The organism is Arthrobacter sp. FW306-04-A, from assembly GCF_044358315.1.
GTDB lineage: Bacteria > Actinomycetota > Actinomycetes > Actinomycetales > Micrococcaceae > Arthrobacter.
The window spans coordinates 4,235,074-4,247,976 of record NZ_CP084559.1 but is presented as its reverse complement, the minus strand read 5'-3'; the positions used below and the strand labels follow the sequence as shown (position 1 = coordinate 4,247,976).

The 12,903-nt window shown below is 62.8% G+C and carries 10 protein-coding genes; 2 read left to right on the top strand and 8 right to left on the bottom strand.

Going from position 1 to position 12,903, the window contains the following annotated elements:
* Nucleotides 1–17: 17 nt before the first annotated feature.
* The 8 genes from LFT43_RS19805 to speB form a co-directional block, all read right to left on the bottom strand.
* A complete protein-coding gene (locus LFT43_RS19805; protein WP_395799793.1) occupies nt 18–1,358 on the bottom strand; it encodes an MFS transporter in 1,341 nt (446 codons plus the stop codon).
* Between the two features lie 552 nt (nt 1,359–1,910).
* Entirely contained in the window at nt 1,911–2,858 is a 948-nt protein-coding gene (locus LFT43_RS19800) for a proline dehydrogenase family protein (protein ID WP_395799791.1), read from the bottom strand.
* A gap of 49 nt (nt 2,859–2,907) precedes the next feature.
* Nucleotides 2,908–3,783 (bottom strand): ACT domain-containing protein, encoded by an 876-nt coding sequence (locus LFT43_RS19795; RefSeq protein ID WP_395799789.1) that lies wholly within the window; start codon nt 3,781–3,783, stop codon nt 2,908–2,910.
* 117 nt (nt 3,784–3,900) lie between these two features.
* Nucleotides 3,901–4,326 (bottom strand): large conductance mechanosensitive channel protein MscL, encoded by a 426-nt coding sequence (gene mscL, locus LFT43_RS19790; protein ID WP_395803181.1) that lies wholly within the window; start codon nt 4,324–4,326, stop codon nt 3,901–3,903.
* Between the two features lie 97 nt (nt 4,327–4,423).
* Nucleotides 4,424–5,719 carry a D-arabinono-1,4-lactone oxidase gene (locus LFT43_RS19785; protein ID WP_395799787.1) on the bottom strand — a complete coding sequence of 432 codons (1,296 nt, stop codon included), beginning with the start codon at nt 5,717–5,719 and terminating at the stop codon, nt 4,424–4,426.
* A gap of 28 nt (nt 5,720–5,747) precedes the next feature.
* Nucleotides 5,748–7,280 carry an aldehyde dehydrogenase family protein gene (locus LFT43_RS19780; RefSeq protein WP_395799785.1) on the bottom strand — a complete coding sequence of 511 codons (1,533 nt, stop codon included), beginning with the start codon at nt 7,278–7,280 and terminating at the stop codon, nt 5,748–5,750.
* Nucleotides 7,281–7,356: 76 nt separating this feature from the next.
* On the bottom strand, nt 7,357–8,814 hold the full coding sequence (locus LFT43_RS19775; protein ID WP_395799783.1) for a purine-cytosine permease family protein: 1,458 nt from the start codon (nt 8,812–8,814) through the stop codon (nt 7,357–7,359).
* Nucleotides 8,811–9,815 carry an agmatinase gene (gene speB / locus LFT43_RS19770; RefSeq protein WP_395799781.1) on the bottom strand — a complete coding sequence of 335 codons (1,005 nt, stop codon included), beginning with the start codon at nt 9,813–9,815 and terminating at the stop codon, nt 8,811–8,813. Before speB ends, LFT43_RS19775 begins: the two co-directional genes overlap by 4 nt.
* Before the next feature lie 216 nt (nt 9,816–10,031).
* Between speB and LFT43_RS19765 the strand changes: the two genes are divergently transcribed.
* Together LFT43_RS19765 and LFT43_RS19760 are read left to right on the top strand one after the other, a co-directional pair.
* A complete protein-coding gene (locus LFT43_RS19765; RefSeq protein WP_395799779.1) occupies nt 10,032–11,525 on the top strand; it encodes a PucR family transcriptional regulator in 1,494 nt (497 codons plus the stop codon).
* A gap of 289 nt (nt 11,526–11,814) precedes the next feature.
* On the top strand, nt 11,815–12,867 hold the full coding sequence (locus tag LFT43_RS19760) for an FUSC family protein (RefSeq protein WP_395799777.1): 1,053 nt from the start codon (nt 11,815–11,817) through the stop codon (nt 12,865–12,867).
* The last annotated feature ends 36 nt before the right edge of the window (nt 12,868–12,903 follow it).

Sequence of the window (12,903 nt, the reverse complement as noted above, 5' to 3'; positions counted from 1 at the left end):
CAGTCCGGTCAGGCGAGTTAGACCGGAAGCCGCTTGTTGTAGTTAAGGGTCAGGACAGAAACGCCCATGATCACCGCGGATCCTACAAAGTACAGCAGTGCCCAGGTGTAGGAGCCCGTGGCCCCGACAATCAGGCCTACCACAATCGGGGTGACGAACCCTGCGATGTTGCCGCTGAAGTTCATCGCACCGCCCAGGACGCCGGCGTTGGTGCGGCCGCCCAGGATGGCCGGGATGCTCCAGAACAGGCCAACCCAGCGGAGGAAGAACATGACCACGGACAGCAGGACAACCGCCGTCGTCGGGTCCGCCACGATGGTCACGCCGACCAGGCCGCCAACCACCACGATGCTCGAGATACCGAGCAGGGTACGCATGACCTTGTTTGCGGAGGCGCCGGCTGTGCGCCATTTGTCCGCGATGGTGCCACCCAGGATTTCGCCGACAAAGCCGGCGCCGAAGATCACGAACGTGGACCAGCCGATGGTGTTCAGGTTGAAGCCCTTGGCCTGCGCCAGGTAGAGCGGGCCCCAGGTCAGCAGGCCGTAGAACACCCCGTTGAAGCCGAGCCAGCCGAAGCACATGGCCCAGAAGGAGCGGAACTTCAGGTAGGGGAGAAGGGCGCGTTTGCCCTTCACGCCGTCCTTCTTGGCCTCGGCGTCTTCCTCGGCGTGGGAGGCCTCGATGTAGTCGGCTTCGGCATCGTTGACGCCTTTGTGGTTGCGTGGGTTGTCGCGGACGTACCACCAGACTGCCAGGCCCATGAGGACCGTGGCGGCGCCGGCGATGATGAATGAGTAGCGCCAGCTCCCGGTGGAGGCGATGAGCCACGTGATGAGGATGCCACCCAGGCCAGCGCCGAGCGGCGCGCCTGCGTCAAGGATCGTGGCGCCGCGGCCACGCTCCTTCTTGTGCATCCAGATGGCGTTGAGCTTGCCGCCGGCCGGCATGACGCCTGCCTCAGCGACGCCGATGCCCAAGCGGGCGATGAACATGCTCACGAAGCCGCCGGCCAGGCCGGAGGCAGCCGTAGCAGCTCCCCAGCCAACGCACGAGGCCGTGACGACCTTGCGGGGACCGAACTTGTCGATCAGCAAGCCGACCGGGATTTGCATGAGGGCGTAGGTCCAGAAAAATGCCGACAGAAGGAGCCCGACGAGCTCCGGTGCGAGGTTGAATTCCTTTTGGATAATGGGCAGGGCCACGGAGATGGAGCCGCGGTCGATGTAGTTGACGGCTACCAGGATCAGCAGCAGGACGAAGAGCCGCCAACGGACACTCGTGCGTCGCTGCACGCCGTCCTTGCCGGCCTTTTCTTCGCCTTCCGGGGCTATTGCTTCGGTGTTTTGGAGAGACACAGTTTCTCCTTCAGGGGAGTTTGAGGAGCGGGGAGAGTCTTTGAAATTTGAGCTGCGCGGGTTGCCGCTGCAGCTGGACACGCGCCGGCGGCAGCTGTAGCGGCCCGGTCCTCTTTTCTGGGAGGAGGGACGCTGCCGGGTGACTGAGTCCGTTTTGGGATCCCGCTTTGGGATCCCAAAAACAAAGTTAGATGTGACCCCGCGCACTGTCAAGAGTTCTGGTATACAAAGTGAAAAAACGGAATGTGACCGGGGGATGAAGTCTGCCGACTTGTAGGCCTTGGCGCCCGAATCGGTGCCGGGATGGGATACCGAAGTGGTGTCAGGGAGGCCGATGGCCGAGAGTGGGATACCGGGTACACCGAGACGCGGCGAGGCGGCCTTAGTCTGGCGACACGCAAATGGCCTGCCGACGCGCTCCCTACCTCACGACGCGCAACTGGCTACGGGACAAGGAGAAGGTCCGGCGACGCCGGCATACCGGTGTCGCCATGGAATTTCCGTATCACGAGGCTCTTAGGGCGTCGAGAGGCGGGCAGGATCGAGGATCGCTTAGCTCGGGTTGAGGTCGGCGAGAGCCGTCAGCGCCCGCTCGGGATGTTCGGCGATGCGATTGAGGACGTACAACCACCACTCGCCACCGAAGATGACGTACTCGCGCGTCCGGTAGCCGTCCCTGTGGAGCTGGTCGAGAAGGTCGGTCCCCAGCCCGAGGAGCATCTCGAATTCGATCGCGTCGGTCTTCAGCGCCTCGCCGTGCCTGGCGATCAGCGCGTTGACGAGCGCGTCGTCGTGGGTCGCGAGGGATAGCGGGTGGCCGGAGAGGACGAGCTGGTTTGCCAGATCGAGGTACGCGGCAGTCAGTTCGGCGCTGTTGCGGGGGTAGGCGACGGACTCGGGTTCAAGGAACGCGCCTTTGACCAGCCGAACGGTACCCGGGTGGCGCAAGACCCGCTCGAGATCGCCGGGGGTGCGGTGCAGGCGCGCTTGGAGTGTGATGCCGACGCGAGGAATCTCGACCGCGAGCTCGTCGTACAGGTCGAGGACCAGATCGGTACGATCCGAGCCTTCGGCCGAGATCATCAATCCTGTTCCGAACGGTTCAGTTATCGCGGCAAGCTGGCGCACATGGTCCATGGCCAGATCTGGGTGCACGAGTGCACCCAGGTGGGAGAGATCAAAAGAGATGGTGCTTGGCAGGCCGGACTTCCCGAGGGCGGCTCCCAAATCGAGGAACACCCCGGCTTCCGAGCGTGCGAGGTCAGCGTCGCGCACGCTCTCGCCGGCGTATTCGATACTGGCGGCGTGCCCGCGGGCAACTGCCGCTCCGGCCACCTCGATGGCGTCTGCGGCAGTGTCCCCGGCCGAGTATCGCCTTGCCACGCGCGAAGCCATTGTCGCCAAGGCTGGTGTGGACATGACACGCTGCTTCAGGTCTTCATCCAACGCCCACGCCCGGAGGGTATTGGCAGCACGCTCGAGCTCAATCTTGGAAGTCACCCGACTAATGTCTCATGTCCATGGCGCTCATCCCGCCACCACCTTCCAGTTAGGGTTCAGGCTCAGCCCGGCCTTTGGATTCGGCGCTGCGGCTGTGCGCCAGGATTTCCGCAAGCTCGGCCAGCCGATGTGCACGCGCTGATTCCGCCGGCGTGAACGGCTCACCCGGCCGGGAAAACAGCAGCGGTCCATGCCACGCGGTGGGAATCTTGAGGAACGTCGTGGAAGGCCCGACGGCGGAGCCCGCTTCGACCGCCGAACCTTCGGGTTCCGGGGTGACGATTTTCGCCGAGAGAAGTTCCGCGACCGCAAGGGGCAATTCGTTCGGGTTGTCGGCGATCCGGGCGGCGAGGCTCAGGGCCTTGGTCTGGCCGTCCGCCATGGCGAGTGCAGTGGTAGGCCACACGTGCGACTCCCGGCCGCCGCCGTCGTCGAGGGCTGTCAACAGATCCTGCTCGCGGAGGTGACCCGGTGCGGAAAGTACGAATTCGTCCATGACGCCGCCGTCCACCGGGTGGACGTGGATGCTGAGGATGTTGATGTCTGTCCGGGCCAGTAACTGGGTAATCCGTTGGAGGGAGCCGGGTTGGTCACGGAGCACGGTCCTCGCCCGCCAAAGCGCCGGGGCGGAGTTGAGTTTCCGGCGGTGGCGGAGGGCAGGGGCATGGATCCAGCGCCGCAAGACCTTGGCTGCCGAGGGTTCGGCTACCCAGATCACCAGCACCGTGGCGGTAACGGTCAGGAGGAGCACCTTGGCCAGGTAAGGCAGATGCGTTTCAACCACAATGGCGTGCACAAGAAGTTCGATCGGCAGCATCACGGCGATTTGGGCCACTGTCACCCGGGCCTTCGGAGCCTCGGGCATCTGGCCGCATACCTCGCAGGAGAGCTCTGCGGTAGCGGGAGTCCTCGTGTTGGGCTTCATGGCACCAATCGTGCCCGAACCCTGTTTCAAGCGGATTGCGCCTGCGTCACGATCTTATACAACGCTGATGCGGGCCAGTTCAGCGCGCAGGAGGTGCTGAACTGGCCGGCGAAGGACTTAGCGGGAGGTTTCCTTGTTGGATGCGGCAAGCTCGGTCAAGAGATCACGGATTTCAACCAGGAGTGCGGTGTCTGCCGGCAGCGGCTCGTCCTCAGGCTCTTCGATGGACGCCCGGCGCTTGGTCAGCTCGTTGATCTTGTTCATGGGCGCAACGAAGATGAAGTACACCACGGCGGCCGTGATCAGGAAGGTCACGAACGCGGTGATGACAGCGCCGAAGTTGACGAAGGTCTTCGCATTGTTCGGCCAGATGGAGAAGCCCAGGCCCTCGGCGTTGACTCCGCCGGCGGCAGCGATGACCGGGTTGATGATGTTGGTTGTGAACGCTGCCACCAAGGCTGTGAAGGCGGTGCCGATGACCACTGCGATGGACAGTTCGATGATGTTGCCGCGAAGAACGAAGTCCTTGAAACCTTTGAGCATGGAATATCCTCCGGTGGGTACGAGTGTCTGGCTCAAGCACAGATCAAACTATCACTCCAAAGTTTCGAAAGGATGTATCGGACGTGGCTTTGCTCGGTCAGCCCAGAAGGGCGCGAGTGTGGTCGTTGAGGAACATTCCGCGAGGATCGAACTCGCGGCGTACCTGGATGAAAGTGTCCAGCTCCGGGTAGAGGCGTTCCAAGCGGCTCCGCGTCATGAAGTGGATCTTTCCCCAGTGCGCACGCGGCTCGAATTCCTGGAGCAGCGCATCGGCATCCCGGAAGAACTGCCAATAGTCGGTACCGGGTTCGGTGGTGAGGGTAATGACGGTGCTATCTCGGCCCTGGAACTGGGACATGTAGCCCTCGTCGGCCTTCACCCAGCGAACCTCCACGGGGTATTTCTGGTCAGGATGCTTGGTTCGGATCAGGTCCTGGACGACCTCGACGGCGGCCAAGCCGTCCTCGCTGCGGACAAAGTACTCGAGTTCGTGGAACTGCGTGGTGAATCCGCCCGGATAGATCCGGTAGGAGCGGTCCAGTCGGGAGCCCTCAACGGTTGAGATATCTCGCTCGTCCTGGATGTGGGCCACGTTGTAGCGCTTGGTGTAGCTTCGGTTTGCCATGCTCAGGCCGGGCGCGCCCGGGAGGTCCAGGAGCTCGCACGAATCGTTCTCGGGACACCAGAGGAATGAGTAGTGTCTGTTGGAGTCGATATCGGTATCCCAGGTAGAAGCGGTCTCGGCCCAAGCGGGGTACGTGATTTGTTCTTGCAGGTAGTAGCTGTCCTCAACAGCCAGTTCCACCTCCAGAAAAACCCCGAGTGTACCCAATGCGACCTGGGCGGCCCTGAGTTCGCGGAGTTGCCCCTCTCCGATCTCCACGATTTCGCCGTAGCCGTTGATGAGCTTCACCCAGCGAAGGCTGGACGAGAAGCTGCCTAGGTTCTTCCCCGAACCGTGGGTACTGGTAGCCAGCGCCCCGGCGATCTGCTGTTTGTCGATGTCGCCCTGGTTACCCAAAGCCAGCCCCTGTTCCCAGAGGGGATCGCCGAAGGCGTTGATGGTGGTGCCGGCCAGGGCCCTCGCACGACGCCGCACGCGGTCGGTTCCGGTGATCTCCGAAAGAGCGGACATGTCCATCAGGACGCCACCCGTTTGGACCAACGGCGAGGACGAATGCCCCGAGCCGACCGCCCGCACAGGCAGGCCTTCGCGGATGGCGAAACGGACGGCGTCGAGTGCTTCTTGTTCATTCCGCGGACGGACGGTGAAGGCTGGCGTTGCGCTCTGGTTACCGCCCCAATTGGTCCACGTGACGTCCGTGCCGAAGGGGGCGGACGGAGTAGCGGCGCGTGCCGAGGATGATGTGCGGGGAAGGTTCGCGGTGGTCATTGCTAAGCTCCGTTGCTTGTCTGAAAGCTCATGCGCCGTGGTTGATCATGACGTGCTTAGTGCGGGAGTAATCGTCCAGGGCGTAAAGCGAGAGGTCCCGGCCGTAGCCGGATCCCTTGAATCCGCCCCACGGTACCTCGCAAGCCAACACCAAGTGTGAATTGACCCAGACGGTACCGAAGTCGAGTTTCTTTGGAACGCTCAACGAGAGGCTTGAATCCCGGGTCCATACCGAGGCAGATAGTCCATAGGGGCTCTCGTTCGCCCGTGTGATGGCCTCTTCGGTGGAACTGAAAGTCTCGACGGTGACCACGGGGCCAAAGATCTCATGGGTGGCAACATGCGCCCCGGCCGGGACGTTGCTGATGACCGTGGGTTCGATGAAGTAACCCGGGCCCTCCAACGCAGAACCGCCGATGGCGACCTGCAGGCCAGCAGCTTTTGCGTCGGCCAGCGATTCCTTGACGCGCTCGAAGTGCGGGCGCGAAATCATGGGACCGATTTCCACGTCGTCCCCTGCCCCTGGAGCCCCGACCACCAGAGTGCTGACTTCGCGCACCAAGTGTTCGGTGAACTCGGCAGCCACAGACTCGTGGACGAGCACACGGCATGCGGCGCCACAGTCCTGGCCCGCGTTCCAGTAGCCGGCGTTCCGCACGCCGGCAGCGGCCGCGCGGAGGTCGGCGTCGGGAAACACAACAACCGGAGCCTTGCCGCCGAGTTCCAGATGGACGCGCTTGACCGATTTGGCCGCCGTCTCGGCCACGGCCTGGCCGCTGACGACGCTCCCTGTCAAGGCGACGAGGGCAACGTCGGGGTGTTCGGAAAGCCGCTGTCCAACGGTCCGGCCCTGTCCCGTCACGACATTGAGGATTCCGTCCGGAATGCGTCCGGCGAGGAGTTCCGCAAGCTTTAGTGTCGAAAGCGGTGTCTGCTCGGACGGCTTGAGGACGATGCTGTTTCCGGCGGCCAGGATGGGCGCGATCTTCCAGGCAGCCATCAGCAGCGGGTAGTTCCACGGGGTGATTACGCCGACAACGCCCACGGGCTCCCTGAGGATGACCGAGGTGTGCCCGGTTGCGTAGTCGCCGCCAGCCATGGACGTCAGAGTGCGGGACGCTCCGGCCATGAAACGGAAAGTATCAATAGTGCTCGAGACATCGTCCTCCGCAACGGTTCGCGGCTTGCCGGTGTTGGCGGACTCGATGATTTCGAAGGCTTCACGGTTGGCTTCAACGATGTTGGCGATCAGGTTCAGGACCTCGGACCGCTCCTTCGGTGTGGTGGCACCCCAGGATTTCTGGGCCGCCACGGCTGCTTCAACAGCGACGTCGACATCTGCGGCTGTGCCGGCCTGCACGGAGGCGATGACCTGCTCAGTGGTGGGGTCTACGACATCGATGAGGTGGGTGGAAGAGCCCGGAACAAACGATCCGCCAATAAAGTGCCCGCCAGGAGGCAGGGGTAGTGGCAAGCTGCCCGGGACGTTGTTGGCCGCAGGGGAGTTGTTGTCTTCGCTGACGCGGCGGACGGTGAACTGTTCGGTGTCAATGAGTGTCATGATTTTGCCTTTGTTTTTTGGCGCCGGTCGCGGCGTCGGGAGTTTATGGGGAGTGCGGGCCTAGGCCCACGGTGCGTTAGACCAAGTCGCTCGCGAGTGCGGGGGCCTGAAGCGGTGTGGCCTCGGCCTTTTTCCGGAACGTGCGTGCCGCGACGTAGTAGAGCGGAGCAACCACGACGAGTCCGACAATCCAGGAGAGGTCTACGCCGCCCATGGCTGCCGCGACGGGTCCGGTGTAGACCGCTGTTGCCGAGAACGGAAGCTGGACCAGGGCACCTGCCACGTAGGAGCCGATGGCGACCCAGTTGAACCGTCCGTACACTCCGCCGTCGCGCTTGAAGAAGTCTTCAACCCTGTAGTCGCCGTGCCGGAGGAGGTAGTAGTCCACCAGGTTGATGGCCGTCCAGGGAACCAGCACGTACATCAGGAAGGAGAGGAAGTTCGTGTAAAAGAGGATGAAATTGTCGCGTGCGAACAACGAGATCAGCAGTGCGAACGTGAAGAGGATGATTGCCGCCACGCTTCGGGTCTTGGCGCGAGGCAACCAGTTCGGTTTGAACGTCTGCCCAATCGTGAGGCTGCACAGGACGCCGCAGTAGAGGTTCATTGCGTTCGACGCCGCGACGCCGAGGCAGAAGATTCCGACGACGGCCAGGGTCCACGGCTGGAGCAATGCTCCCATGCTGCCCACGATCTCGACGTTGCCTGCGTCTGCACCCATGGTGACCGCGAGGGTTCCCACCAAGGCACCGAGGATCATCGGGAAGAGTGTGCCCAGGACGCAGCCTGAGTAGGAGGCCCAGAACGCCGGGGCCGATCCGGTGCCTTGCGGCATGTAGCGGGAGTAGTCCGAGACGTAGGGAGCGTAGGCGAGTTGCCACAAGGCGGATACGGAGACGGTGGCCATGAAGCCAACCCAGTTGAAGTTTCCCTGGTCCAGGAAGCTGGCCGGCAGGCCGTGGACGAACATGATCCAGACGAAGGCCAGAAGCAATGCCAAACCGGCCACGATGCTGAGGAAGCGTGCGTAGGCGTGGATGAGCCGGTAGCCGAAAATCGTGGCAACAACGCTCACGACGCCGATGATGATGATGCCTGCGTCAACACTGATGTCCGGGCTGACCGCGGCCATGGCTTCGCCGCCAAAGACAAGGTTCGCAGCGAAGAATCCGACGTACATGATCACCACGATGGCCACGATCAGGAGCGCCCCGAAGGAGCCGAATTGGCCGCGGGTCTGGATCATCTGTGCCACGCCCAATTGCGGTCCCTGGGCGGAGTGGAGCGCCATGAAGATGCCGCCGATGACGTTTCCAAGGATGATTCCCACGATCGCCGGCACAAAGCTGAGCCCGAACACCGTAGTGGCGAGTCCGCCGGTCACGATGGTCATGATCATGATGTTGGAACCGAACCAGATGGTAAAGAGGTCCCGCGCCTTTCCGTGGCGTTCATTCAACGGGATGGGCTGGATGGTCTTGTCTTCGAGCCGGGGCACTTCGGTGGCCGCGGCGGGATTGCTTCGGATGCTCATGATGCGGTCCGGGAGGCTGCTTGCAATTCGCGGGCGGTATTGGCGGAGGCCTTGCCGCGGTTCACCATCAGCGCGAGGAGGTCGAAGACAAGGGTGGCCGCGGCAACGGTGGTGATGTCCGCGTGGTCGTAGGCGGGAGCGACCTCGACGACGTCGGCGCCCACAATGTTGATGCCGTTCAGTCCGCGGAGCAGCGCCAGCAGCTCGCGGGAGTGGAGTCCGCCCATTTCGGGAGTGCCGGTGCCCGGCGCGTAGGAGGGGTCCAGGACGTCGATGTCAATGGAGACGTAGACGGGGGTATCGCCGAGCCGTTCCTTGACCCGCTCGATCGCTCCGGGAACGCCGATGACGTCCAGGTCCGAGCAACGGATGATCTGGAAACCGAATTCATGGTCGCGGAGGAAGTCGTTGCGGTCGTAGACCGGCCCCCGGATGCCGACGTGCATCGACTTGTCTTCAACCAGGAGGCCTTCTTCAAAAGCCCTCCGGAAGATGGTTCCGTGCGTTACCGGCTGGTCGAAGTAGGTGTCCCATGTGTCCAGATGGGCGTCGAAATGCAGCAATGCGACCGGTCCGTGGACCTTGTTCAAGGCCCGCAGCATCGGGAGGGCGATAGTGTGGTCGCCACCGATCGAGATGAGCTTCTTGTCCTCGCTGATCAGGGGCAGTGCCTGCTCCTCGATTTCGCGGACGGCCCGCGTGATGTCGTACGGGGTGCAGGCGATGTCGCCGGCGTCTACAACCTGGACTTCGTACACGGGCTCCACGTCAAGTTCGGGGTGGTAGCCGGGACGCAGGAGCCGGGAGGCCTCGCGGACTGCGGCAGGACCGAAACGGGCGCCGGGCCGGAAGGACGTTCCGCCGTCGAACGGTACGCCGACGATCGCAATGTCGTAGTCCGGAACGCGGTCGATTTGGGGAAGCCTGGCGAAAGTGCCGAGGCCTGCATACCGGGGGACTTTTGTTGCGTCGACGGGGCCGATGGGCTTATGCGTTGTCATGCCGGGATCCTTCGTGCAGTGCTGCCGAGCGGCGATGCCCGCAGCGTTCGGTGTTGGGATGGGGCGCTCACCTTTGAGCGGAAGTAGGTAGTCCAATTCTTAGTGATGTGCATCACGGCGTATAGCGGTAGATTGACTACAAATGGCCGAGGCTCTTATACATTTGTCTAAGGAGCCCTGAGTTGGCCCGAAACCAACGCGCTGGGAGCATATTTCATGGCGATTACTGTGGCTGAGCTCGTGGCGGAACCTCAGCTCGGACTCGCGCTTTTGGCCGGATCCACAGGCAGGGACAACCGAATCACCTGGGCACACACTTCTGACCTGCCGAGGCTGTGGGAATGGGTCACCGGCGGCGAACTGATGATGACCAACGGCCTGTCCATCCCGGCCGACGCCCAAGGCCAAGTAGCGCTCGCCGAGGCGCTTGTCGATGCAGGTGCCAGCGCCCTTGCCATCGGGGAAAAGATGCATGCCCCTGAGCTGTTGCCGGAGTTCCTGGCGGCCTGCGAACAGCTGCCGCTGCCGCTGATAAGCATTCCGTATCCATTGCCCTTCATCGCTATCGCGCGAGCGGTGGCTGAGGCCTCCTTGCTGGAGGAATCGCGGCGCCTGCGTCAGACCGCTCGGGTCTATGACCTGCTCCGTACGGCGGGAACATCCGAGGACCATTGGCAGGGCCTTCTCCAAGGCCTTGAGGCCGAGCTCGATGCGGATCTGTTCGTCGTGGACCGGCGCTGCCTTCATCCCTGCCATCCGGATGGTGCGCCGCTGCCGGACTTCCTGCAGGCGGAATTGGCCCCCATTACAGGGCATATACCCATGACCGGGAAGAAGTTCCAATGGCATCGGCTGCGGGACCGGCACGTGTTGATAATGGACATCCCCACCCACGCCAATGCGGTGCTGGTGGTGCTGCCGAAAAGCGATCCGCACCCTGACGCCGTCGTGCTTCTGCATGCGGCGACGGTGCTGGGCCTGGAACTCTCGCGAACGGCCCTGTCCCTGGAAGGCCGGCACCGCCTAGCGGGCGAATTCCTCCTGCAGGCGTTCGATGGACGTCTCGGGATCGCGGAACTGGAGATCAGGCTCGCCGCTTTTGATGTTTCGGCGCAGAATTTCGTGGTGGTTTCGATAGGGGCCGACGACGGCGAACGGCTGGCGAACATTCACGTCGAACTGTGGCGTCACGGCCTTCAGGCTGCTTGCCTGCGGCGTTTCAATACACTTCATGTGGCGATGTCCGCAGCGGTGGCCGATGACGTTTTGATCCACTGCGCGGGGCCCGAGGTTCGGATTGGCATCAGCTCGCCTACGTCTGCCGGTGGCGTCCAGCGTGCACTGCAGGAATCGCTGTGGGCGCTCGGTTCAGCGAAAAGCAATGCCGTAAACCTGTCCCGTTACGCCGAGGGGCCCTCGTGGCTGGGGCTCACGAGTTTCGAGGAGGGGACCGCGTTGGTTCAGCGGCTGCTTGGCCCGATCTTCACGTATGAACAGAGCCAGGAAGGCGATCTCATCGTGACTTTGAAGACCTACCTGGACACCCAGAGGTCGTGGCAAAAGACTGCCGCGGCGCTCTTCGCCCATCGCCAAACTGTCATCTACCGAATCCGGAAAATCAGCGAATTGACGGGGCTCGACATGACCGAAACGTCCACGTTGGCGCAGCTTTGGTTTGCGCTTCAGATTCATGAGGCGATGCGTAAATAGACCCCTCCCTTTAGTTCAGCAGGCCCAGCGGGGGTGCCGGGCTGTTGATTGGTGAGCTGGTTGTCATGCGATGGAACATCGTGACCATGCGCGAAACCGGCAAGGACATGTCCTCCAAATACAAGGAAACCGCCATGGGAGACCTCGCCGTCAACGTCGTCGAGTGCTGACGGGCGGAGTAGCACGACGCTCGGAGAGTAAGCTCGTAACGGATGCCAGAGCCGCCGTCGAACAGTATTAGTTGAGCAGTGCAACTCTCAAATAGAAGCAAACCGAGGCAGGCAATCCGTTGAACGCCCTGGCAGAGATGTTCAGGATCGGTCCCGGCAACAAGGACCACCACCCTGCAGTGCGCTGCGCGGTTGGCGTGTTCCTGCCTTTGATCACCCTCGTGTTGTTCGGACGGCTGGACCTTGTAGTCTTCGCCAGCTTTGCTGCGTTCACGAATATCTATGGCCGCAACGAGCCGCACAGCCACCGGTTTCGAAGCCAGCTCCGAGCAGGTTCGCTTCTGCTGGCCATCATCCTGCTGGCTACCTTGACGGCCAGGATTGGACAGGACTCGGACACGTACGTGTGGATCCTCACGCTCGGCACAACCGTGGTTGCCGCGCTTTGTTCCGTAGTGACAGCGCTGTGGCGGCTCCGCCCGGCCGGTTCCCTGTTCCATATTTTCGCTTTCGCTGCGATCGCCTCCGTGCCACAGCAGCCGCCGCTCTGGGAAGGAATGCTGGCCGCCGTGGTGACTGCGGCGTTGGCGTTGCTGATCGGAATGTCGGCCCGGCTGGTCCCGAGCCACCGGACGCCTTGGAAGCGACCGCTGGCGGAACGGCTGTTGCCGCAGGAAATCCGGGCAGCGTGGTTGGAAGGCTTGGGCTATTTCGTCGCTGCCGGGTTGGCCGGAACCCTTGCCACCTTGGCTGGGCAATGGCTCGGGTTCGGACACGGCTATTGGGCCATGGTGGCAGCGGTGGTTCCTTTGGTGGGCCGCAGTACCCGGCACCGGGTGCAGCGGGGCATCCAGAGAATCGTTGGTACCGTGTTGGGTCTGCTGGTGTTGGCTGGCATCCTCTGGCTAGGTCCGGTGCCGTGGCAAATGGTGTTGGTGATTGCCGTGTGCCAGTTCGGAGCCGAGCTCTTCATCGCACGCCAGTATCTTGTGGCACAGATCTTCGTCACGCCGCTGGCGCTCATTTCCACTCTGCTGGTGGCCAACGTCCCGCCTGGGCTCTTGCTGCGGGACCGCATCGTGGAGACGGTGATCGGGGCCGTCGTCGGCGTCGCGGTGGTACTGGCGCCGACGGCGTGGTCCCGGCTCAGGGCCGAGCGCGCCCGGCCCTGAAGGGCGGACGATGGAGAATCCGCAGAGCTGATGCCG

What these genes read in the sequence shown, in the direction of transcription:
- speB (WP_395799781.1), bottom strand. Translation starts at nt 9,815, where the DNA reads ATGACAACGCATAAGCCCATCGGCCCCGTCGACGCAACAAAAGTCCCC.
- LFT43_RS19765 (WP_395799779.1), top strand. Translation starts at nt 10,032, where the DNA reads ATGGCGATTACTGTGGCTGAGCTCGTGGCGGAACCTCAGCTCGGACTC.
- LFT43_RS19775 (WP_395799783.1), bottom strand. Translation starts at nt 8,814, where the DNA reads ATGAGCATCCGAAGCAATCCCGCCGCGGCCACCGAAGTGCCCCGGCTC.
- mscL (WP_395803181.1), bottom strand. Translation starts at nt 4,326, where the DNA reads ATGCTCAAAGGTTTCAAGGACTTCGTTCTTCGCGGCAACATCATCGAA.
- LFT43_RS19785 (WP_395799787.1), bottom strand. Translation starts at nt 5,719, where the DNA reads ATGACCACCGCGAACCTTCCCCGCACATCATCCTCGGCACGCGCCGCT.
- LFT43_RS19780 (WP_395799785.1), bottom strand. Translation starts at nt 7,280, where the DNA reads ATGACACTCATTGACACCGAACAGTTCACCGTCCGCCGCGTCAGCGAA.
- LFT43_RS19795 (WP_395799789.1), bottom strand. Translation starts at nt 3,783, where the DNA reads ATGAAGCCCAACACGAGGACTCCCGCTACCGCAGAGCTCTCCTGCGAG.